General features: G+C 70.3%; 9 protein-coding genes. 6 read left to right on the forward strand and 3 right to left on the reverse strand.

Annotated features, from left to right (window positions below; genetic code table 11):
• From ACFVYL_RS22905 to ACFVYL_RS22915, 3 genes are all read right to left on the reverse strand, one after another.
• Positions 1 to 575: condensation domain-containing protein (locus ACFVYL_RS22905; protein WP_389719022.1), on the reverse strand; the 575-nt coding region annotated here is incomplete at its 3' end.
• Between the two features lie 103 nt (positions 576 to 678).
• Entirely contained in the window at positions 679 to 1,620 is a 942-nt protein-coding gene (locus tag ACFVYL_RS22910; protein ID WP_389719023.1) for a TauD/TfdA family dioxygenase, read from the reverse strand.
• A gap of 135 nt (positions 1,621 to 1,755) precedes the next feature.
• Positions 1,756 to 11,445: an amino acid adenylation domain-containing protein gene (locus tag ACFVYL_RS22915; RefSeq protein WP_389719025.1), complete on the reverse strand. Its 9,690-nt coding sequence runs from the start codon at positions 11,443 to 11,445 to the stop codon at positions 1,756 to 1,758.
• A gap of 656 nt (positions 11,446 to 12,101) precedes the next feature.
• On the opposite strand from ACFVYL_RS22915, the gene ACFVYL_RS22920 reads away from it, so the two are divergent.
• From ACFVYL_RS22920 to ACFVYL_RS22945, 6 genes are all read left to right on the forward strand, one after another.
• The gene (locus tag ACFVYL_RS22920; RefSeq protein ID WP_389719026.1) at positions 12,102 to 20,015 is read left to right on the forward strand and encodes an amino acid adenylation domain-containing protein; all 7,914 of its coding nucleotides are present in this window, start codon (positions 12,102 to 12,104) and stop codon (positions 20,013 to 20,015) included.
• A gap of 61 nt (positions 20,016 to 20,076) precedes the next feature.
• Positions 20,077 to 20,331 (forward strand): acyl carrier protein, encoded by a 255-nt coding sequence (locus ACFVYL_RS22925; RefSeq protein ID WP_389719027.1) that lies wholly within the window; start codon positions 20,077 to 20,079, stop codon positions 20,329 to 20,331.
• A complete protein-coding gene (locus ACFVYL_RS22930; RefSeq protein ID WP_389719028.1) occupies positions 20,328 to 21,530 on the forward strand; it encodes an acyl-CoA dehydrogenase family protein in 1,203 nt (400 codons plus the stop codon). The genes ACFVYL_RS22925 and ACFVYL_RS22930 overlap by 4 nt, the downstream gene beginning before the upstream one ends.
• Positions 21,520 to 22,563, forward strand: a complete 1,044-nt coding sequence (locus tag ACFVYL_RS22935; protein WP_389719030.1) for an HAD-IIIC family phosphatase — start codon at positions 21,520 to 21,522, stop codon at positions 22,561 to 22,563. Before ACFVYL_RS22930 ends, ACFVYL_RS22935 begins: the two co-directional genes overlap by 11 nt.
• Positions 22,564 to 22,573: 10 nt before the next feature.
• Positions 22,574 to 23,161, forward strand: a complete 588-nt coding sequence (locus ACFVYL_RS22940) for an acireductone dioxygenase (protein WP_389719031.1) — start codon at positions 22,574 to 22,576, stop codon at positions 23,159 to 23,161.
• Between the two features lie 230 nt (positions 23,162 to 23,391).
• Positions 23,392 to 23,628: a hypothetical protein gene (locus tag ACFVYL_RS22945; RefSeq protein WP_389719032.1), complete on the forward strand. Its 237-nt coding sequence runs from the start codon at positions 23,392 to 23,394 to the stop codon at positions 23,626 to 23,628.
• Positions 23,629 to 23,655: the final 27 nt, after the last annotated feature.

Raw genomic sequence — 23,655 nt, forward strand, 5'->3', positions numbered from 1 at the left:
TGGGTGGTGAGCAGGCTGTCGGGGTCGTCCGTGTCGCCGAGGAGTTCGTGCTGCCAGAGGGTGTAGTCGGCGTACTGGACCGGCAGCGGCTCCCACGTGGGCGGCCCGCCTGCACGGCGGGCGGTGTAGGCGGTGCTGAGGTCGCGGAGCAGTGGTCCCATCGACCAGCCGTCACCGGCGATGTGGTGGATGACCAGGACGAGTACGTGCTCGTCGACAGCGTCCTCCACAGTGAACAGCCCGGCACGAAGCGGCAGTTCGGTCGCCAGGTCGAAGGGATGGCTCACCGCGCGGTCCACCGCACCGGCCAGTTCCGCCTCGGTGACCGACTCGACGTCCACCACCGGCCGCGCCTCGGTGACCGGACGGATGTCCTGGTAGGGCTGCCCGTCCGACTCCGGGAAGACCGTGCGCAGGGCCTCGTGGCGCACCACCACATCGCCCAGCGCGGCACACAGGGCATCGACGTCCAGGGCCCCGGACAGACGCAGCACGACCGGCACGTTGTAGGTCGCGCTGGGCCCCTCGAACCGGTACAGGAACCACAACCGACGCTGCGCAAACGACAACGGCACCATGTCTTCTTGCGTTCCCCTCGTGTCTCAGCAGCAGCTCTAGCGCCGGTCTGTCCCGCGCGATGTGGATCCGGATGGTTCAGGTCATCCGGAAAGGTTCAGGTCACCCGGACATGGCCACCAGGACGCGGCGCGGCCCGGTGTACGGGCGGCGGCCGTGCGCCACGGCCACGTTGTCGATCAGCAGCAGATCGCCGTCGCGCCAGTCCACGTCCACGGCGGCGGCCAGGCCGTTGTCACGTACGTGCGCCACGTACTCGTCGGGAATGGGCGTGCCGTCGGCGAACGTCACCGACTGCGGCAGCTCGTCCTCCGGCATCAGCTCGGAGAGCATCGTCGCGGTGTCGGCGTCGAGGCCGGCGAGGTGCCACTGATCGAACTGGTTGAACCAGACCTCCTCGCCCGTGACCGGGTGCCGCACGGTGGCCGGGCGCAGCTGCGTGACGCGGAGGCCGCCGTCCGCCTTCCACTCCCAGGTGACGTCGGCGTCCGCGAGGAGCCCCTCGACCTCGTCCTTGTCGGAGGTCTCGAACGTGTCCTGCCAGCTCTTGCCGAAGCCCGCCCCGCTCTGCAGGTTCTGCGTGTAGCGGATGCCCTTGCTGAAGGCGGCCCTGACGTCCTCGTCGAGGGAGCTGAGCCACACCGTGCCGTCGACCACCGGCGTCGCGCCTCCGGTGGCCGGCTGCCGCTCGCAGTAGAAGGCGAGCCGGGACGGCCAACGGCGGGCGTAGGACAGCTCGTTGTGCATGGAGATGGTGAACTCGGACGGGTACTCCGTCGAGGTGTACACGTTGCTGCCCACCTTGGTGCGGGGCGAGTTGCCGTGCACGTAGGCCAGGCGGTTGGGCAGAAGGAGGTCGAGCGCCGAGTCGACCTGCTCCTGGGACGTGCCGAAGCCACGGAAGACCAGGGCCTTCTTCGCGAGGAGCAGCTCGGCCGTCCTCGCCGTGTCGCCGATCGCCGCCAGCAGGCCCTCATGGCTCGCCGCCACCCCCGCCGTGTCCGGCGTCACCACATGGGGCGTCCAGTCGCTCTGCTCGCTCACGCCACTTCTCCTCTGTTCCCTGTGTCCTTCGGCTGCGGATGTCCCGCTGTCCGGGGCTCCGCCTGTTCCGGTTCCTGTGCCGGTTCCCGGCCCGGTTCCGGCTGGCTCTGCTTCAGGCCGCCGGCCGGGCCGTGCTCACGTCGTCCCGCGCGAGCGCGGCCGCAGCTTGGGCCTGGGCTTGGGGCTCGGCCTGCCCGGGTTCTCCAGGTTCTCGGCCAGTTCCGCCACCGTCGGCTTGGTGAAGACCGTCCGCAGGTCGACCTCCGCGCCGAGGGCGGTGCGGATGCGGCCGATGAGGCGTGTGGCGAGCAGCGAGTGTCCGCCGAGGTCGAAGAAGTTGTCGTCGATGCCGACCGACTCCAGGCCGAGGACCTCGGCGAAGAGCACGGCGAGCACCTCTTCGCGGTTGTCGCGCGGAGTCCGGGACGACGCCGTCGTACCGCTGTAGTCGGGTGCGGGCAGCGCCTTGCGGTCCAGCTTTCCGTTCGGCGTGAGGGGGAGCGCGTCGAGGGTGACGACGGCCGCGGGGACCATGTGGTCGGGCAGCCGCGCGGCGACAGCCTTCTTCACCTGGCCGACGTCGACGGCGGCGTCACCGGCCACGGCGTCACCGGCCGCGGCACCGTCGGCCACGGCACCATCGGCCACGGCACCATCGGCCACTACGTAGCCGACCAGTCGCCGGTCGCCGGGCCGGTCCTCACGGATGAGAGCGGCCGCACTCGCCACCCCGGGGCAGGCCGCCAACGCGGCCTCGACCTCGCCGAGTTCGATACGGAAGCCGCGCAGCTTGACCTGATCGTCCGTGCGGCCCAGGTACCGCAAGGCACCGTCGTGGTTCCAGGCCGCCACGTCACCCGTGCGGTACATACGCGACCCCGCGCCCCCGTACGGATCGGCGACGAACCGCTCCGCCGTCAGCCCCGGCCGGTTCAGATAGCCCCGCGCGAGGCCCGCCCCCGCGAGGTACAGCTCCCCGGCGACACCCGGCGCGACCGGACGCAGCGCGGCGTCCAGCACGTACACCCGCGTGTTCGCGATCGGACGGCCGATGGGCGGAGCGACCCTGGGATCGCTGTCCGCGGCGCACGGGTGGTACGTGACGTCGACCGTCGCCTCCGTCGGCCCGTACAGGTTGTGGAGCCGCGCGGCGGGCAGTACGGAGTGGCAGCGCGTCACCAGATGGGCGGGCAGCGCCTCACCACTGCTGAAGAGCCGCCGCAGGGACACGCAACGCCCGGCCGACGGTTCGTTCAGGAACGCGTCCAGCATCGACGGCACGAAGTGCGCCGTGGTGACGCTCTCGCTCTCCACGAGTCCGGCCAGGTAGCGGGCGTCGTTGTGACCGTCGGGCTTCGCCAGGACCAGGGCCGCGCCCTGCAGCAGCGGCCAGAAGAACTCCCATACGGACACGTCGAATCCGGCCGGTGTCTTCTGCAGCACCCGGTCGTCGGCCCCGAGCCCGTACTCGGACTGCATCCACCGCAGCCGGTTCACGACTCCGGAGTGCGGGACGGTGACGCCCTTGGGGGTGCCGGTGGAGCCTGAGGTGTAGATGACGTAGGCGGGGTGGGCGGGGTCGGGTGTGGTGACCGGCCTTGTGGTGTCGAGCGCTGCCGTCTGCGCCTGGGGGGCGGGGTCGTCGAGGAGGACGGTGGGGGTGCCGTGGGGCCAGAGGCCGGTGGTGGTGGTGTCGGTGAGGACGAGGGTGGGGCAGGCGTCCTCCAGCATGTGGCGGATGCGGTCGACCGGGTAGGCCGTGTCGATGGGCAGGTAGGCGGCCCCCGCCTTGAGCACCGCGAGCAGGGCGGTGACCAGTTCCGGCGAGCGGGGCAGGGCGAGGGCGACGATGTGTTCGGCGCCGACACCCCGTTCCGTCAACAGCCGGGCCAGACGGTTGGCGCGGGCGTCGAGGTCCGCGTACGAGACGCGGACGCCGTCGGCGATCAGGGCGACGGCATCCGGCGTGGCCTCTACCTGCGCCTGGAACAGCTCCGGGAGCGTGACCGACGGAAGGGGAGCGGCCGTGTCGTTCCACTCCTCGAGCACCCGGTGCCGCTCGCCCTCGGACAGCACATCGACGGTGCCGACGCGCTGACCGGGGTCGGCGGTGACGACGCGCAGCACCCGCAGCAGCCGCTCCACCAGCGCGGTCACGGTGGCCTGCTCGAACAGATCCGTGCGGTACGCGACCGACCCGTGGATGCCGTCCGGCGATCCGCCCCCGCCCTGCCGCTCGGCCAGGTGCAGCGTCAGGTCCATGCGCGCGGCCCTGATGCGCGCCTCCTGCGGGGTCGCCTTCACCCCGGCGAAGGTCAGCTCGCCCCGCGGGTTGTTGTTGAGGGCGAGCATCACCTGGAAGAGCGGGTGGTGGGCCAGGGACCGCGTCGGGTTCAGGGCCTCGACCAGGCCCTCGAAGGGGACGTCCTGGTGGGCGTAGGCGTTGAGGTCGCTCTCGCGGACGCGGTCGAGCAGTTCCTCGAACGTCGGGTCGCCGGAGAGGTCGGTGCGCAGCACCAGCGTGTTCACGAAAAAGCCGACGAGGTCGTCGAGTTCCTCCTCGCCACGACCGGCGACCGGGGTCCCGATGGGGATGTCCGTGCCCGCGCCGAGCCGGTGCAGGAGCACGCTCAACGCGGCCTGGAGCACCATGAACACCGTCGTCTGCCGCGACCGCGCGAGGCCGGCCAGAGCCTGGTGCAGTTCGGCATCGATCCGCACCGGGACGACGCCGCCCTCGGACCCCGCCTGCTCGGGATACGGGAAGTCGGTGGGCAGGTCGATGCGTTCCGGCAACCCGGCCAGCGCATCACGCCAGTAGCCGACCTGCGCGGTGAAAAGGCTCTTCGGGTTGCTCTCGTCGCCGAGGAGAGCACGCTGCCACAGGGTGTAGTCCGCGTACTGCACCGGCAACGGCGTCCATGCCGGAGCCCGGCCGGCGCGACGGGCCGCATAGGCCGCGCTCAGGTCGCGGGACAGCGGCCCCATCGACCAGCCGTCACCGGCGATGTGGTGGATGACCAGGACGAGCACGTGCTCGTCGACAAGGCCGTCGACGGTGAACAGGGCCGCACGGAGGGGCAGTTCGGCCGTGATGTCGAAGGGATGGCGCACCGCGCGGTCCACCGCACCGGCCAGTTCCGCCTCGGTGACCGACTCGACGTCCACCACCGGACGCGCCTCCGCGGCCGGGCGGATGTCCTGGCAGGGCTGGCCGTCCGTCTCCGGGAAGACCGTGCGCAGAGCCTCGTGGCGCGCCACGACATCACCGAGCGCGTCCCGCAGCACCTCCGCGTCCAGGGCGCCGGAGATACGGAGCACGGCGGCGCCGTTGTAGGTCGCGCTGGGCCCCTCGAACCGGTGCAGGAACCACAGTCGGCGCTGCGCGAACGACAGCGGCATCCGCTGCGGGCGCGCCACGGGCACGATCGGCGGGCGCGCCTCGGTGCTGCCCGCGAGCTGCCGGGTCAGGCCCGCGACCGTCGGAGCGTCGAAGAACGCCTTGATGCCGAGCTGCGCGCCCATGGCCCTGCGGATACGGCCGATCACGCGGGCGGCCAGCAGGGAGTGCCCGCCGAGGTCGAAGAAGCTGTCGTCGACACCGATGCGCTCGGGGTCGACGCCGAGCACCTCGGCGAACAGGGCGGTGAGGATCTCCTCGTGCGGGCTGCGCGCGGGCCTGCCCGGCCGCCCTTCGGTGCCACCGGCGGCGGTGTAGTCGGGGTCGGGCAGCGCCTTGCGGTCCAGCTTCCCGTGAGCGGTCAGCGGCAGAGCGTCGAGGACGACGACCGCGGCCGGGACCATGTACTCCGGCAGCCGCTCCGCGAGGCGGTCCCGCACCTCGGCGGGGTCGACGCTCGCGTCGGTCTCCGGGACGACGTAGCCGACGAGGCGCCGGTCCCCTTCCTGCTCCTCGCGCACCACCACGGCGGCCCGCGCGACGTGCGCGCAGCGGGTCAACTCGGCCTCGATCTCGCCCAGTTCGATGCGGTAGCCGCGCAGCTTGACCTGGTCGTCGGCGCGGCCGAGGAAGACGAGGGTGCCGTCGCCGTTCCAGCGCGCGAGGTCGCCGGTGCGGTACATCCGGGATCCCGCGGGCCCGTACGGATCGGCGACGAAGCGCTGCCCGGTCAGCCCGGGCCGCCGCAGGTAGCCCCGCGCCAGGCACTCGCCCGCCACGTACAGCTCGCCGGGCACGCCGGGCGGCACCGGACGCAGGCCCGCGTCCAGGACGTACACCTGGGTGTTGGCCATCGGGCGGCCGATCGGGACCGGCCCGTCCGGCAGCTCGTCGCCGGGCTCGATCCTGAACTCGGTGCAGTTCACCGAGGCCTCGGTCGGCCCGTACACGTTCATGACCGTCACGTCCGGGTGCCGGTCGCGCCACGTGCGCAGGGCCTCGCCGAGCAGCGCCTCGCCGCCGAGCAGCAGCTCCTTGCGCGGGGAGACTTCTTCCGGGAGGCCTTCGAGCAGCGCCAGGTGGCTGGGCGTGGCCTTGAGGAAGTCGCAGCCGAGCGCACGCATCTCCGCGTCGTCCGCGAGATCGTCCCGCAGCTCCGCGAGCACCACGCGGCCGCCAGAGACGAGCGGCGTGAAGAGCGCGGTGATCGAGAGGTCGAAGGAGAGCGACGTGTGCAGCAGTGCCACACCCTGGGCCCCCGGGTAACGACGGCTCGTGTCGCGCAGATAGTCGACCACCGCCGCGTGCGGCACGATGACGCCCTTGGGGGTTCCCGTGGACCCCGAGGTGTAGATGACGTACGCGGGGTGGGCGGGGTCGGCTGTGGTGGCCGGGTCGGTGGAGTCGAGCGCTGCCGTCTGCGCCTGGAGGGCGGGGTCGTCGAGGAGGACGGTGGGGGTGTCCTCGGTCCACAGCGCGCTGGTGGTGGTGTGGGTCAGGACGAGGGTGGGGCGGGCGTCCTTCAGCATGAAGCGGATGCGGTCGACCGGGTAGGTCGTATCGATGGGCAGGTAGGCGGCGCCGGTCTTGAGTACGGCGAGGAGTGCGGTGATCAGTTCCGGTGAGCGGGGCAGGGCGAGGGCGACGATGTGTTCGGGGCCGACGCCGTGTTCCCTCAGTAGCCGGGCCAGACGGTTGGCGCGGGTGTTGAGCTGGTCATAGGTGAGGTGGGTGCCGTCGGCGATCAGGGCGACGGCATCCGGCGTGGCCTCGGCCTGCGCCTGGAACAGCTCGGGGAGCGTGCCGGGCCGGGTGGGCACGGCGGTGTCGTTCCACGCCCGGAGCATCTCCTCCTGCTCCGTGGCCGACAGCAGGTCCACCGATCCCACGCGCTGCTCGGGATCGTCGAGAAGGCTCGCGAGGGTCTGCCGGAACCAGCGGCCGATGGCCTCGACGCGCTCCCGGGAGAACCGGGACGCGTCGAACTGCAGGGCCCCGTCGATCCCCTGCGGCACACCGTCAGGACCGAACCGCTCCCGCAGCGTCAGGGTCAGGTCCCGGCGCGCGGCCTGCGTGTTCCAGGACGAGGCCGTGAGACTCAGCCCGGGGATGTCGAGCTGCTGCGCCTCGTGGTTCTGCAGCGTGAGCATCACCTGGTACAGCGGCTGGTGGTCCGTGGACCGGGTGGGGTTGAGTGCCTCCACCAGGCTTTCGAAGGGGACGTCCTGGTGGGCGTAGGCGTTGAGGTCGCTCTCGCGGACGCGGTCGAGGAGTTCGGCGAAGGTGGGATCGCCGGACAGGTCGGTGCGCAGCACCAGTGTGTTGACGAAGTTGCCGATGAGGGTGTCGAGCTCCTGCTGGGCCCGGCCTGCCGTCGGCGTGCCGATCGGAATGTCCGTTCCGGCGCCGAGGCGGTGCAGAAGCACGCTCAGAGCGGACTGCAGCACCATGAACACGGTGCTGCGGTGGCCCTTCGCGACCCGGACGAGTTCCGCGTGCAGCTCCGCCGTCAGGGACAGCTCCGCCACTTCTCCCCGCCGGTCGCCCGACGCCCGCTCGGCGAGGTCGGTGGGCAGTTCGATGCGGTCGGGGAGCCCGGCGAGCGCGTCTCTCCAGTGCGCGAGCTGAGTGGAGAGCAGGCTGTCGGGATCGTTCTCGTCGCCGAGGAGTTCGTGCTGCCAGAGGGTGTAGTCGGCGTACTGCACGGGCAAGGGCTGCCACGTCGGAGAGCTGCCCGCGCAGCGCGCGGTGTAGGCGGTGCCCAGGTCGCGGGCGAGAGGTCCCATCGACCAGCCGTCACCGGCGATGTGGTGGATGACCAGGACGAGTACGTGCTCGTCGGTGGTGTCGCTGAGGGTGAACAGGGCTCCGCGCAGGGGGAGTTCGGCCGCGAGGTCGAAGGGGTGGCGGACGGTGCGGTCGATCGCGTCGGTCAGTTCCGCTTCGGTGAGTGTTTCGGCCGTGATCTCGGGCTGTGCTTCGGTGGCCGGGCGGATGTCCTGGTAGGGCTGGCCGTCGTTGTCGGGGAAGACGGTGCGCAGGGCCTCGTGGCGTGCGACCACGTCGTTCAGCGCGGTCAGCAATGCCTTGGTGTTCAGGGTGCCGGTCAGGCGCAGCACGATCGGTACGTTGTAGGTGGCGCTGGGTCCTTCGTAGCGGTGCAGGAACCACAGTCGGCGTTGCGCGAACGAGAGTGGTGTTTGTTCGGGGCGTGTGGCGGGTGTGAGGGCGGGTCGGGCGGCCGGGTTTGTCGTGGCGTGGACCGTGGCTGCCAGGGTGGCGACGGTCGGGGCGGTGAACAGGTCGCGGATGGCCAGGTCCGCTCCGAGTACGGCTCGGATGCGGCCGATGAGGCGCATGGCGAGCAGGGAGTGTCCGCCGAGGTCGAAGAAGCTGTCGTCGAGGCCGATGTGGTCCAGGCCGAGGACTTCGGTGAAGAGTCCGGCCAGGAGCTCCTCGCGTGCGTCGCGCGGGGCCCGGGATGACGTTGCCGTAGCGGCGTAGTCGGGTGCGGGCAGTGCCTTGCGGTCCAGCTTTCCGTTCGGCATCAGCGGCAGCGCGTCCAGGACCATGACGGCGGACGGGACCATGTGGTCGGGCAGGCGGTTGGCTACCTGGGCGCGCACGGTGGCCGGTTCGGCGTCGCTTCCGGCTTCGCTCACGACGTAGCCGATCAGGCGTCGGTCGCCGGGCCGGTCCTCGCGGATGAGGGCGGCCGCACTCGCCATGCCGGGGCAGGCGGTCAATGCGGCTTCGATCTCGCCGAGTTCGATGCGGTAGCCGCGCAGTTTGACCTGGTCGTCGGTGCGTCCGAGGTAGCGCAGGGTGCCGTCGTTGTTCCAGGACGCGAGGTCGCCGGTGCGGTACATGCGCGACCCGGGGGGCCCGTAGGGGTCGGCGATGAACCGTTCGGCGGTCAGACCGGCCCGGTTGAGGTAGCCACGGGCGACACCCGCGCCCGCCACGTACAACTCACCAGGGACGCCGGGCGGGACGGGAGACAGCGTGCCGTCCAGCACATAGGTACGCACGTTGCCGATGGGGCGGCCGATGGGTGGGATTTCCGGCCCCGAGAGGGGGTCGCTGAGGGTGGCGCACACGGTGGCTTCGGTCGGCCCGTAGGCGTTGACCATCGTCCGGCCCACGGACCAGCGTCCGGCGGTGTCTGGCCCGCAGGCCTCGCCGCCCACGACGACCGTCATCGACGGCGGGATGTGTGCCGTGTCCAGCACACCCAGGGCGGAGGGGGGCACCATGCAGTACGTTACGCCCGCGTCGGAGAGGACACGTGTGAGCGCGGGGCCGGGAACGAGCTCGTGTGCGTCGGCGACCACGAGTGCGGCACCGGAGAGCAGCGCCAGGCTCCAGTCCCAGGTGGCCGCGTCGAAGCTGGGTGAGGCGAACTGCAGCACCCGGCTGCCCGGACCCACACCGAGGTCAGGGGCCGAGGACGCCACGAGGCTCACCAGGCCCGCGTGCGTGACCACGACACCCTTGGGCACCCCGGTCGAGCCGGAGGTGTAGATGACATAGGCAGGATGCTCGGCCGCGACCAGCTCGGCCGCGACCAGCTCGGCCGCGACCAGCTCGGCCGCGACCGGACCGGCCGGGGCAGAAGCCGCCAACTGCGCCTGTACGGCAGGCTCATCGAGCCGCACAACAGGCGTGTCCTGCGTCCACAGATGCATGCTCGTCGTGTCCGTCACGACCAGTGCCGGGCGGGCATCCTCGACCATGAAGCGGATCCGGTCCACCGGATACGCGGTGTCGATGGGCAGATACGCCGCCCCCGCCTTCCACACCGCAAGAACGGCGACCACCAGCTCCGGCGACCGCGGCAGCGCCAGCGCCACCACCTGCTCCGGCCCCACCCCACGGTCCATCAGCAACCGCGCCAGCCGATCCGCACGCGCATCCAACTCACCGTACGAGTAAACGGTGTTGCCATCCGCAGCCAGCACCGCCGCCGCATCCGGAGCCTGCGCGACCCGCGCCGCGAACAGAGCCGGGGCCGTTTCCGCAAGCACCTCTACCGCCGGACCGGCACCCCACTCACCCACCACCCGCTCACGCTCACCAGCGGAGAGCAGCTCCACCGCACCGACCCGCCGCCCCGCATCCTCAGCCACCGCCGTGAGGATCCGCACAAGGCGGTCGGCAATGACGCTGACCGCCTGCTGGTCGAAGCGGTCGGCGCGGAAGTCCAGCCGCAGCCGGAGTACGTCGCCAGGAGACACGGCAAGGCTCAACGGATAGTGGGTGGCATCGCGACCTTGCGTGGCCGTGGCCGTGAGGTGGGAGCTGCTGCGGTTGGCGGAGGCGTCGCGGTCGGCGGGGAAGTTCTCCACGGCCATGACCGTGTCGAACGCGTCGCCGAGACTGGCGGCCCGCTGAACGTCCGTCAGGGACAGGTGCTGGTGCGGCAGCAGCGCACCCTGCTCGTCCTGCACACGTGTGGCCAGATCGGCCCACGTGTCCTCGGAATTCAACCGCACCCGGACCGGCACCGTGTTGATGAACAGACCGATCATGCCCTCGATACCCGGAATCTCGGGAGAACGCCCCGACACCACGGCACCGAAGACCACGTCGTCCTGACCGGTCATCCGGCCGAGGAGCACACCCCACGCGCACTGGACGAGCGTGCTCAGCGTGACGCCCAGGCGACGGGCCTGGGCTTGAAGCGAGGCCGTGGTCGGCTGGGGGAGGTGTGCAACAAAGCTTTCCGGGAAGGCCGCTGTCGCACTTTCAGGAACGGTGTCCACGGCCGGAGTTGCGATAAAGGTCGGCTCAGCGCCGGCCAACGCCGTGGTCCAGGCTTCGCGGGCGCCGTCGCGGTCCTGCTCGGAGAGCCAGACCAGGTACTCCCGGTAGGGCGTGACGGGAGGGAGAGCGCTGTCGTCGCCCTTGGCGTCGTACAGGGCAAGGAGTTCACGCACCATCAGGGACGACGACCAGCCGTCGACGAGCACATGATGCTGGGTGATGACCACTCGGCTGCGGCCGGCCGCGGCCACGCCCGCGCCACCGGCGTGCCTGAGGAGCGCCATGCGCAGCAGCGGCGGGCGGTCGAGTTCGAAGCGGCGGGCCCGCTCTGCGTCGGCGAACGACCGCAGTTCGGCCTCGGCCTCCGCGGGCGACAGATGAGTGAGGTCGACCTCTGTCCACGGCAACTCGACGTCGCGCGCGACGACTTGGACCGGCTCGTCGAGGTCGTCCACCCAGAACGCGGCGCGCAGGTTCGCGTGCCGGTCGAGCAGGGCCTGGCCGGCCGTGCGCATGGCTTCGGCATCCAGGGGACCCTCGAAGTCCAGGATCAGCTGCACGACATAGGCATCCGGTCCCTCGCGGTCGGCAAGGGCGTGGTAGACCAGCCCCTCCTGCAGCGGAGACAGCGGCCAGATGTCCTCAAGCTCATGCGACAAGGTTGATCCACTCTCCGTACCAGGCACTGCAACGTGTTGAGGTAGCCCATTGACAGTGCGCGCGACCACTTCACCGGAACCGGGACCGGGCTGCGGCTGTCCGCCCGCCGTCTCCCGCGCCGGATCGAGAGGCGGGGGAGCCAGGCGTCGGTGTGCCGCGCACACCGGTCATGAATATCTTGGGCAGTCGCGCACAAAGGAGACGCGCACAAAAGGGAAACGGCACGTGTCGTCGGTGTGGCCCAAGAAGTTGGGAAAGGACGTCAGCTCGGCTTGTTCACCCGAGTCGCCAGGGAATAGCTCGCCGATAGGCCAGACGTGTCCGCGGTGCCCCTCCGAGGAATCTCTCCACGGCCCCCTCCTGCATCCAAAGCGCTACCCCCGTAACGCAGCCATGAGTTGAAGGGACACTACAACCGTCGCTGCGAGCTGTACATGTGACGCCCGTCACAAAGCCTTGCGGTGCAGGCAGGGCTTGGATTTCTGTACTGACCGGGATCTTAACCCACGGCGCGGGGTGTCCCGCTCAAAGCTGCCCGAGGGGGTGCGCCGGACGGCGGGGCAATCAATTCGACCATGGGTTGGCCGACATGATGTGTGATTATGTGGACGCCCGGCGAGTGCCGGGATGGATCACGTAGCTGTGGGGGGCTTGGGTGTCTGGTCCGGTCGATGAACAATGGCCCCTAACTGCTGCCCAGTCAGGGGTGTGGTTTGCCGCTTCCCTTGGGCCCATCTCCTCGGTCTACAACGTCGGTGAGCGCGTCGAAATCCACGGGCCGATCGACCCGGAAGTTCTCGAAAAGTCTTATCAGGCTGCCCTCGCGGAAGCGGAATCGCTGCGTCTTGCCATTGCGCAGGGTCCGGACGGCCCGGTTCAGGTTCCCGGCCGCGCCGAACAAGTGGCGGTGCGACGGCTTGATTTCACCGGGTGGAAGGATCCGGGCGCGGCGGCCGAAGCGTGGGTGACGACGGATGTCGAAACCGCGTTCGACCTCACGCAAGGGCCGTTGTACGCGCCCGCGCTGCTCACCGTCGGCCCGAACCTCCATATTCTGTACAGCCGTTACCACCACGTCATCATGGACGCCTGGAGTTCCGCGCTGATCACTCGGCGCACCGCCCAGCTGTATTCGGACAGGGTGGCGGGCCGCCAGGACAGCGGGACCCCGCTCCCTCCGTTCCGCGATCTGCTGGAACGCGAGGTGTCCTATCGGGGTTCGGAAGAGTACGAAGCCGACCGCCGGTACTGGCTCAAGCGCCTTGAGGACGCCCCCGACCCGGTAAGGCTCTCCAGCCGCCCGCACCGCAGGCCCGAGAACATTCTCCGTAGGCGGACCACGCTCGGCGCGGGCCTTTCGGATCAGTTGCGTTCCGCCGCCGCGCGACTCGGTGTCAGCCTCTCGGTATTGGCGGTGACGGCGACCGCCGCATACGTCAGCAGGGCCACCGGAGAGAGCACCATATCCGTCGGACTTCCGCTGTCCGGGCGCCTGGACGAGGTCGAGCGCAATACGCCGGGAATGACGGTCAACGTCGTTCCGCTGCACATCACGGTGCGTCCGGAAATGTCATTGAAGAAGCTGGCCAGGAAAGTCTGGGCCCAGACGACCCGGGCTTCGCGGCACAGCCGGTTCCGTATGGAAGATCTGCGTCGCGAACGCATTCGTATGGCCGGGGAGAGCCTTCCCTACGGGCCCGTGGTCAATGTCATGGCATTCGACTACGACATACGCTTCGACGGTCATCCGGTAAAGGCAAGCAGCCTCTCGCAGCGTTACACAGAGGACTTCTCCTTCGCCTTCTACGAAGGGGAGCACGAAGGCCCGATCGAGGCGTACTTCGACGCGAACGACCGTATGTACAGCCGGGCGGAAATGGACGCCCACGTCGAGCGTTTCCTGCTCTTCCTGGAGCGGCTGGCGGCAGCGCTCCCGGACCGGCCGATCGGTTCGGTCAGCCTGCTCAGTGCCGATGAGCGTGAGCGCGTGCTGGACGTGTGGGGCAGTGGTCCGGCGGTGGAGGTGCCGGAGGGGACCGCGCCTGCCCTGTTCGAGACGTGGGCCGCTCAGGCACCGGATGCCGCGGCGCTGGTGGCCGCGGACGGCAGCACGGTCTATTCGTACGGCGAGTTGAACGCCCGCGCGAATCAGCTCGCGCGGTTGCTGGTGGAACGAGGCGTCGGCCCCGAGCAGTTGGTGGCGCTGGCGCTGCCACGGTCGCCGGAGATGATCGTGGCCGTATGGGCCGTGCTCAAGGCGGGTGCGGCCTACTTGCCGGTGGACGTGGAGTACCCGGTGGAGCGAGTCCGCTTCATGGTGGAGGACTCCCGCCCGAGCGTGATGCTGGTCGACTCCGCCTCCACGCTTCCCGGCATTTCCGGTGAATGCGCCGTCATCTCTCTGAGCGATCCGGTGGTCGAAGGCCGCCTCGCGAGCTTGTCGACGGCTGATCTGACGGACGCGGACCGGCTGGGCCCGTCGGTGCCGGAACATCCCGCGTACGTCATCTACACGTCGGGCTCGACCGGCACCCCCAAGGGTGTGGTGGCCCACCACGCGGGCGTGGTGAATCTCGCTTTCGCCCTGCGAGGGCACTACGAGATCGGCCCGGGGACCCGCGTGCTGCAGTTCGCGTCGCCGAGCTTCGACGCCGCCACGTCGGAGATCTTCCGAACCCTTCTGCAGGGCGGGGCGCTCGTCCTGGCCTCCCCGGAAGAACTGGCTCCCGGTGACGCCCTGACGCATGTCCTGGTGAACGCCGGAGTGACCCACTGCACCCTCCCGCCGTCCGCGCTGAGCGTGATGGACACGGCGAGCGTTCCGGCAGCGATGACGCTGATCGTGGCGGGCGAGGCCTGCGACCCCGACACGGTCGGACGCTGGTCCGTCGGACGGCGGATGTTCAACGCGTACGGGCCGTCGGAAGCCACGGTGTGCGCGACCGTCAGCGACTCCTTGTCCGGGGCCGCGGTGCCGCCGATCGGCCGCCCGATCGGCAATGTGCACACGTATGTACTGGACGGCGGGCTGTCCCCGGTTCCGCCGGGCGTGCCCGGTGAGTTGTACGTGGCGGGCGCCGGTGTCACACGTGGCTACCTGAACCGGCCAGGACTGACCGCCGGACGGTTCGTCGCCGACCCGTACGGTCCTCCTGGGTCACGTATGTACCGCACGGGCGACCTGACGTCCTGGAACGACGACGGCACCCTGCGCTTCCTGGGCCGCGTCGACGACCAGGTCAAACTGCGTGGCTTCCGCATCGAACTGGGCGAGATCGAGGCCGCGTTGGCGGCCTGCCCAGGGGTACGGGCCGCCGCTGCCGTCATCCGTGAGGACCGGCCCGGCGACCGGCGCCTGATCGGCTACATCGTGGCCGACGGTGGCGTCGACGTGAGCCGGGTGAAGAAGACCGTCGCCGCGCGGCTGCCCGATCACATGGTCCCCGCGGCCGTCGTCACCCTCGACGAACTTCCCCTCACCCCGAACAGGAAGCTGGACCGCAAGGCGCTGCCCGCGCCCGACTACAGCGGTACGGCGGGTCTCTCCCGGGCCCCGCGCGATGTGCGCGAGGAGATCCTGGCGGCGCTCTTCGCGGACGTCCTCGGCGTCGGTCAGGTCGGTGTGGAGGAGAGCTTCTTCGACCTGGGCGGGCACTCCCTGCTCGTCATGCGCCTCATCGGCCGCATACGGGCCGCGCTCGGGGTCGACCTGGTCATCCGCGACCTGTTCGCGGCCCCGACCGTCGCCGCGCTGGCGCGTGTGGTGGAGGCGACGAGTAACCCGGTCGTCCGCCCGGCCCTGACGCCCGCCCCCCGTCCGCGACACATGCCATTGTCGTTCGCACAGCGCCGGTTGTGGTTTCTGAACCGGCTGGAGGGACCCAGCGCGACCTACAACGTGCCGGTGGTTCTGCGCTTGTCCGGCACCCTGGACGTCGATGCCCTGCGCGCCGCGCTGGGCGACGTGGTCGCGCGCCACGAGGCATTGCGCACGGTCTTCCCTGAGACGGGCGGCCAGCCGTACCAGGACATCCGCCCGGCGGCCGAGGCGCAGCCCTCGGTGACGGCCGAAGCGGTCACCGAGGCGGAACTGACCGCCGTCGTGGACCGTGCGGCCAGTCACCCCTTTGACCTCGCGACCGAACTGCCTCTGCGCGCCGCCCTGTTCACGGTCAGCGACGCTGTCGACGCACACGTACTGGTCCTCGCGCTCCATCACATCGCCGGCGACGGCCTGTCGATGGGCCCCTTGGCCCGTGACCTGAGTGCGGCCTATGCCGCGCGGTGTGCGGGACGGGCGCCGGCGTGGGTGCCGTTGCCGGTCCAGTACGCCGACTACACCCTGTGGCAGCAGAAGCTGCTCGGCGACGCGAACGAGCCGGACAGTGTGCTGAGCACCCAGCTGGCCTACTGGAAGCAGGCTCTGGCCGGGCTGCCGGAGCGCCTTGAGCTGCCGACCGATCATCCGTATCCGGAACAGGCCGGATACGAGGGCGCCTCGGTGCCGGTGCGGGTGGATGCCGAGGTGCACCGGGCGCTGGCCGGTCTTGCGCGGTCGCGGCAGACGACGGTGTTCATGGTGCTGCAGTCCGCCCTCGCCGTGCTGCTGCACCGCCTCGGCGCGGGCACGGACATTCCCCTGGGCACGCCGGTCGCGGGCCGGGGCGAGGAGGAACTCGACGACCTGGTCGGCTTCTTCGTCAACACCCTCGTGCTGCGCACCGACCTGTCCGGCGACCCCACCTTCGCCGAACTCCTCGACCGGGTCCGCGCAACGAATCTGAGCGCCTACTCCCACCAGGACATCCCCTTCGAGGGACTGGTCGAGGCGCTCAACCCGACGCGCTCCCTGGCCCATCACCCCCTCTTCCAGGTGATGCTGGCCTTCAACAACACTCCCCGTGCCACACCGGACCTGGTCGGCGTGACGGCCACGCCCCAGGCCGTCCGCGTCGAAGCCGCCCGGATGGACCTGTCCGTCAACCTCGCCGAACAGCGCGATGCCGACGGCGGCCATGCCGGGATCAGCGGCGTGATCTCGTACCGCACCGACCTGTTCGACCACGGCACGGTCACCACCATGGCCGAGCGGCTCATCCGCGTGCTCAAGAGCGTCGCCGTCGACGCCGAGCGGCGCGTGGGATCGATCGAGCTGCTCTCCGACGACGAGCGGCACCGGATCCTGGAGGAGCGGAACGACACCGCCAGGCCGGTGCCTCGCGCCACGGTCCCCGAACTGATCCAGGCGCAGGCCGAAGCCACACCGGACGCCACCGCGCTGATCGCCGACGGCGGGCACGGTGAGCACCTCACGTACGAGGACCTCAACACCCGCGCCAACCGCCTGGCGCACCTCCTGATCGAGCAGGGTGTGGGCCCCGAACACATCGTCGCCCTCGCCCTGCCCCGCTCACCGGAACTGATCACCGCCCTGCTCGCGGTGCTCAAGACGGGCGCCGCCTACCTGCCCGTCGACACGGCCTACCCGGTCGACCGCATCCGCTTCATGCTGGAGGACGCCCGTCCCACCCTCGTCCTGACCCACACCACCACCAGCGCGCTGTGGACCGAGGACACCCCCACCGTCTTCCTCGACGACCCCACCCTCCAGAGTCGGCTGACCGCCCGGCAGGACGCCGACCCGACCGACACCGACCGCCTGACGCCACTGGACCCCGGCCACCCCGCGTACGTCATCTATACGTCGGGCTCGACCGGCACCCCCAAGGGCGTGGTGGCCCACCACGCGGGCCTGGTGAATCTCGCTCTCGCGCAGAGCGAGCAGTGGGGGATCGGTACGGGCAGCCGTGTGCTGCAGTTCGCGTCGCCGAGCTTCGACGCCGCCGCGTCGGAGGTCTTCACCGCCCTGCTGACGGGCGGCACGCTCGTACTGGCGGACCCGGACCGGCTCATGCCCGGCGAGGCACTGACGCGTGTCCTGGTGGACGCAGGAGTGACCCACTGCACCCTGCCGCCGTCCGCACTGAGCGTCCTGGACGCGGCGCGTGTCCCGGCAGCGCTGACGCTGATCGTGGCGGGCGAGGCCTGCGACCCCGACACGGTCGGACGCTGGTCCGCGGGCCGGCGGATGTTCAACGCGTACGGGCCGTCGGAGGCGACGGTGTGCGCGACCGTGAGTGAGCCGTTGTCGGGTGCGGTGGTGCCGCCGATCGGTCGCCCGATCGCCAACGTGCGGACGTACGTCCTGGATGAGGGGTTGTCTCCGGTGCCGCCCGGGGTGCCCGGTGAGTTGTACGTTGCGGGGGCCGGTGTCGCCCGCGGTTATCTGAAGCGGCCGGGGCTGACGGCGGAGCGGTTCGTCGCTGATCCGTATGGGCCTGCTGGGTCGCGTATGTACCGTACCGGGGACCTCGCGTCCTGGAACAACGACGGCACCCTGCGCTACCTCGGACGCACCGACGACCAGGTCAAGCTGCGCGGCTTCCGCATCGAACTCGGCGAGGTCGAAGCGGCGTTGACCGCCTGCCCCGGCGTCGCGAGTGCGGCTGCCCTCATCCGTGAGGACCGGCCCGGCGACCGGCGCCTGGTCGGCTACGTCGTGGCCGAGGATGACGTGGCCGATGGTGCCGTCGACGTCGACCAAGTCAAGAAGGCCGTCGCCGCCCGGCTGCCCGACCACATGGTCCCCGCAGCCGTCGTCACCCTCGACGCCTTCCCCCTCATGCCGAACGGAAAGCTGGACCGCAAGGCACTGCCCGCACCCGACTACGCGCCGGCCACCCGCACCCGCGCCCCGAGCACCCCGCAGGAGAAGGCGCTCACCGACCTCTTCGCGGACGTTCTCGGTCTCGACCCCGACCGTGTCGGCGTCGACGACGGGTTCTTCGCCCTCGGCGGCGACAGCATCAGCTCCATCGTCCTGGTCAGCCGCGCCCGCGAACGCGGCCTCGACCTGACACCACGTGACGTCTTCCGCCACCACACGGCGCGGCAACTCGCCCACACGACAGGCAGGTTGCCGGACGGCGCAAGCCCGTCGGAATCGGAAACGGACGACGGAACCGGCTCGATCCCCTTGACCCCCATCATGCGGTGGCTCGTCGAGCCCGAGCACACGTATGAGGAGTTCTTCCAGGCGCGACTGGTCCAGGCCCCCGCAGGTGTGAGGCGCGACCAGCTGGTGGAGATCCTGCAGTCCCTCCTCGACCGTCACGACATACTGCGGGCCCGACTGACGCGGGACGGCGACCAGGGCGACTGGGCCCTGCTGGTCCCTCCGGTGGGCAGCCCGCAGGCGCTCACGGCCGATGCCGCCCTGGCGAGGGTGGACTGCGCCGACGCGGCCGCGGCCGAGCGTGAACAGCTGCTCGCCGAACATGCCGCGCAGGCACAGGGGCGGCTGGCGCCGCGCGACGGAGTGATGCTCCAGGCCGTCTGGTTCGACCACGGGCCGAAGGAGCCGGGACGACTGCTCCTGACGATCCATCACCTAGTGGTGGACGGCGTCTCCTGGCGCATACTCCTGCCCGACCTCGCCGCGGCGGGGGCGGCCGTACTCCGCGGCCACGCACCGGAGTTGGCGACGGTTCCCACCTCCTTCAAGCGCTGGGCGGAGCAGCTCCACGCGCTCGCGGGTGAACCGCGTACCACCGACTCCCTGCGGTACTGGACCGATGCCCTGTCCGTCTCCGAACCGCCCCTAGGCAATAGGCGGGCGGGTGCGTCCGAGGACACGGCGGCGCGGCTCGACGCGCTGCGTACGACGGTTCCGGTGGAGTTGACGGAGGCGCTGCTCACGCGGGTGCCCACCACGCTGCACGCCGGAGTCGAGGACGTACTCGTGACCGCGTTCCTGCTCGCGGTGACCCAGTGGCGGAACGCGCGCGGTGTGCCGGGCGTTTCTCCCCTACTGGGTGCCTCTCCCGCGCCGGGGGCCGCTGGCGCGACGTCCCTCCTGGTCGATGTCGAAGGCCACGGGCGGGAGGACCTGTTCCCGGGGGCCGACACGTCACGGACGGTGGGCTGGTTCACGGCCATGGCCCCCGTGCGGCTCGATCCCGGCAGGGTGTCCTGGGGCGAGGTCCGGCGCGGCGGACCCGCCGCCGGGCGGGTTCTGCAACGGGTCAAGGAACAGCTGCGTGCCGCGTCGGAGCGGCGGATCGACTACGGCCTGCTGCGCCATCTCAACCCGGAGACCGCACCGGTGCTCTCCGCACTTCCCGACGCGCAGGTGGCGTTCAACTACTTCGGTCGGGTCGGCCTGGGCCGTTCCCGTCCCGAGGACGACTGGCAGCAGGTGGTCGGCCGTACGCCCACGGGCGGCCTCGACCCCCGGATGCGTCTGACGCACGCGCTGATGGTGAACGCGGCGACAACGGAAGGCCCGTCAGGCCCGGAGCTGTCCGCGACGTGGTCATGGCCGCGTGATGTGCTGACGCCCGGGGATGTGAAGCAGCTCAGCGAGGGCTGGGTCGCCCACCTCAAGGCACTGGCCGCGCACGCCGACGGCCCCGACGCGGTCGGCCGGACGCCCTCGGACCTCTCCCTCGTCAACCTCAGCCAGAGCCAGATCAACCGACTTGAGAAGAAGTGGCGTGGAAGGCGGTGACGCCTTGAGCGTCATCGCCACCGCCCTGTTGTGATCGTGTGAGTTGGAGTGTGATGTTGCAGTGACCGCCGTCTACGAGGACGCAGCCGTCCGATCCCGTGTCCTCGACTTCCTGTCGCGGTACGTGGACGACCCCGCCGAGCTGGAAGGCATCCAGCTGATCACCGGCGGGGTGCTCAGCTCGCTGGCGACCGTGGCGCTCGTCAGTCACCTCGAGAAGGAGTTCGGCGTCGGCATCGACGACGACGACCTGGAGATCGAGAACTTCGACACCCTGGACAGCATCGTGCGGTTCGTGCAGGAGAAGCAGGCATGAGCCAGCCGCCACCGGCCGCGGCCGAGCTGGGGCGACTGCTGCTGCCGTTGGCCGACGAGATCGAGGCGGCGAAGGCGGTGCCCGCGCACGTCGTCGCGGAGCTCGTCCGGTCCGGCGCGCTGGGCGCGATGGTGCCCGCGGAGTACGGGGGGCGGCCACTGGGCCACCGGGGGTACGGCGAGCTGAGCCGGGCGGTGGCCCGTACCTCGGCGTCGCTGCAGAGCCTGCTGACGGTGCACGGCATGGTGTGCGCGAGCCTGAGCCGCTGGGCGTCGGAGGCCACCCGGCAGCGGCTGCTGCCGCGCCTCGCCTCCGGTGAACTCATCGGGGCGTTCGGCCTCACCGAGGACGGCGCGGGCAGCGACGCGCAGGCCGTCGGGACGACGGCGACTCCGGAAGAGGCCCCGGAAGGCGGCGGCCCGGCAGGCGCGGACGCGGGCACCGTGTGGCGCCTGGACGGCACGAAGCGCTGGCTGTCCTTCGGTCAGCTGGCCGACTGCTTCCTGGTCTTCGCCAGGCACGGCGACCGCAGCGTGGCCTTTCTCGTCCAGCGGGACGACCCGGGCGTCACGGTGGTCCCCAGCCGCCCCACCAGTGGCTTCCGCAGCGCCATGCTGGCCGACCTGCACCTGGAGGGCTGCCGCGTCCCCGCCGACCGCATGGTGGGCCGTCCCGGCTTCGGCGTCTCCCACGTCGCGGGCAGCGCGCTGACGTTGGGGCGCCTCTGCGTCGCGTACGGTTCCCTCGGGATCGCCGAGGCGTGCTGTGACGCGATCCTCGGCCACACCAGCAGCCGTAAGCAGTTCGGCGGGCGTCTGATCGACCTGCAACTCGTCCGCGGTCTCATCAGCGACGCCGTCCTCGACACCGAGGCGGCGCGGCTCCTGTGCGAGCAGGCGGCGCGGGCCATGGACACCCAGGACGACTGGCTGAACCAACACGTGCTCACGGCCAAGCTGGCCGCGTCCCGCGCGGCGGACAGGGCGTCCGCGGCCGCGGCCCAACTGCACGGCGCGGCGGGCCTGGTGGACGGAAGTCCGGTGGACCGCTGGGTGCGGGACGCACGGGTCATGCAGATCATCGAGGGAAGCACGCAACTGCTGCAGGACCTGCTGGCCGAGGAGAGCCTGCAGCGTTTCCGCGTACGCAGACGCCACCCGCAATATCCGTTCGAAGCAGGAGCTGACTGTGCCGAGTGAGCTGGTCAAGTGTGTCGTCTGGGACCTGGATGACACCGTGTGGGAAGGCGTACTGTCCGAAGGCTCGGGGGTGAAGTTGCGACCCGGCGTCCGTGAGCTGATCGACACGCTCGACCAGCGCGGCATCCTGCAGTCGGTCGCCAGCAAGAACGACGAGAAGGCGGCCCTCGCCGAACTCGAACGACTGGGCATCCGCCACTACTTCCTCGTCCCGCACGTCTCGTGGCAGCCGAAGTCGAGCCTGGTCGAGAGCATCGCGAAGAGCCTCAACATCGGCCTCGACACGGTGATGTTCGTGGACGACTCCGCTTTCGAGCGGGCCGAGGTCGAGTTCGTACACCCGCAGGTGCGGTGCGTGGACGCGGCCGAGACCGCGGACCTGCTCGACCGCCCGGAGCTGACCCGGCCGGTGACCGAGGACGGGCGCGCCCGCCGCACGCTGTATCTGCAGGCGGAGGAGCGCAACGAATACGAGAAGTCGTTCGCCGGCCCGCAGGTCGAGTTCCTCAGGTCGCTGCAGATGCGGCTCACGGTCGCGGTGGCCACTCCTGAGGACCTGGAACGCGCCGCCGAACTCACCGAGCGCACGCACCAGCTCAACACCACCGGTCTGACCTTCTCCAGAGCGGAACTGCGCGAACTGATGGACCGGCCGGACCAGACGCTCCTGGTCGCCCGCCTCACGGACCGCTTCGGGTCGTACGGCACCATCGGTCTCACCCTGGTCGGCAAGACGGCGGAGGAATGGCGGATCCGTCTGTTCCTGATGTCCTGCCGGGTGATGGGCCGCAATGTCGGAGGCGCCATCCTGCGGTATCTGGCGCAGTCGGCCGAGGCCGAACAGGTGCGCCTGACAGCGGACTTCAAGCCCACCGATGTCAATAAGTCGATGTACACGGTCTACCGCTTGGCGGGCTTCAAGAAGACCGCCGCCGAAGGCCCCGCACAGGTGCTGGAAATGGCATCCGGCCTGCCGCACACCTATCCCGACTATCTGGCCCTGTCGCTGCCCGCCCCATCGGACAAGCGTTGAGGAGTGCGCCATGACCCTGCTGATCACGTGGCCGGATTCCGGCCCCGACAACCCCGTACGGCATACGGCCGATCCCAGTGAGATCGCGGCCGCCCTGGCACCCGCGGGGGTGCGCTACGAACAGTGGCCGCTACGCGACGGCCTGCCCGAAGACCCCGGCTCCGAAGCCGTGTTGAGCGCGTACCGGGACGCTGTGGATGGCCTGGCCGCTGCCGAAGGTTTCGCCACCATCGACGTCGTGGGCCTGCGGCCGCGGAAGGATCTCGGCTGGCGCCTGACCGCCAAGGCCGAGCGGAAGAAGTTCCTCAGCGAGCACACGCACGATGACGACGACGAGGTGCGGTTCTTCGTCGCGGGGGCCGGGGCCTTCTATCTGCACGTCGGCAGTGAAGTGCACGCCGTGCTGTGCGAGGCCGGGGATCTGCTGGGCGTGCCGCGTGGGACGAAGCACTGGTTCGACATGGGGGCCGCACCCTCGTTCACCGTCATCCGCTTCTTCCATGAAGAGAGCGGCTGGATCGGCAACTTCACCGGGAGCGACATCGCTTTGAAGTTCCCGGACTTCGATGGCCTCGTGGCGGCGCGCACGGCCGCCTGATGCGCACACGGCCGGGTGGTTCCGGTGCCGAGGAGGGACAACGCCGTCATTTGTGAGCTTGCCGGGCGACGGCGGGCGGCGGAATCCGGCCACGAGAGGCGGTGGCTTCCTGCCTGGCCGAAAGCCGAGGCGGGTCCCGGCTCTGACGGCCTCCGTCAACCGGCACCGGCGGGCTGACCGGCCCGACCGGTTGGCTTGACGAGCCACTGCGGTCTCGCGCCAGGCACCTGGTGCCTGACGGTCGCGAGGCCGCGGTGTCGGCCGATACCGACTTCCAGCATTGCGCGTATCCGGTCGGCTCCACCGTCCGGACCAGGACGGATGGCATGGATCTCTTGCTGCTCTTTCCACCATTGACGGAGGCGACTCTTTTTCCGTACTTGAGTCTGTCCTATCTCGCCGGTGACGTCCGCCGGTTCGGCTACAGCGCGCATCAGGTGGATCTGAGCATCTGCACGATCTGCTGACGGAGGCCCTTGACGAATCCGCGCCGC

This window comes from Streptomyces sp. NPDC058308 (assembly GCF_042880275.1).
Taxonomy (GTDB): domain Bacteria; phylum Actinomycetota; class Actinomycetes; order Streptomycetales; family Streptomycetaceae; genus Streptomyces.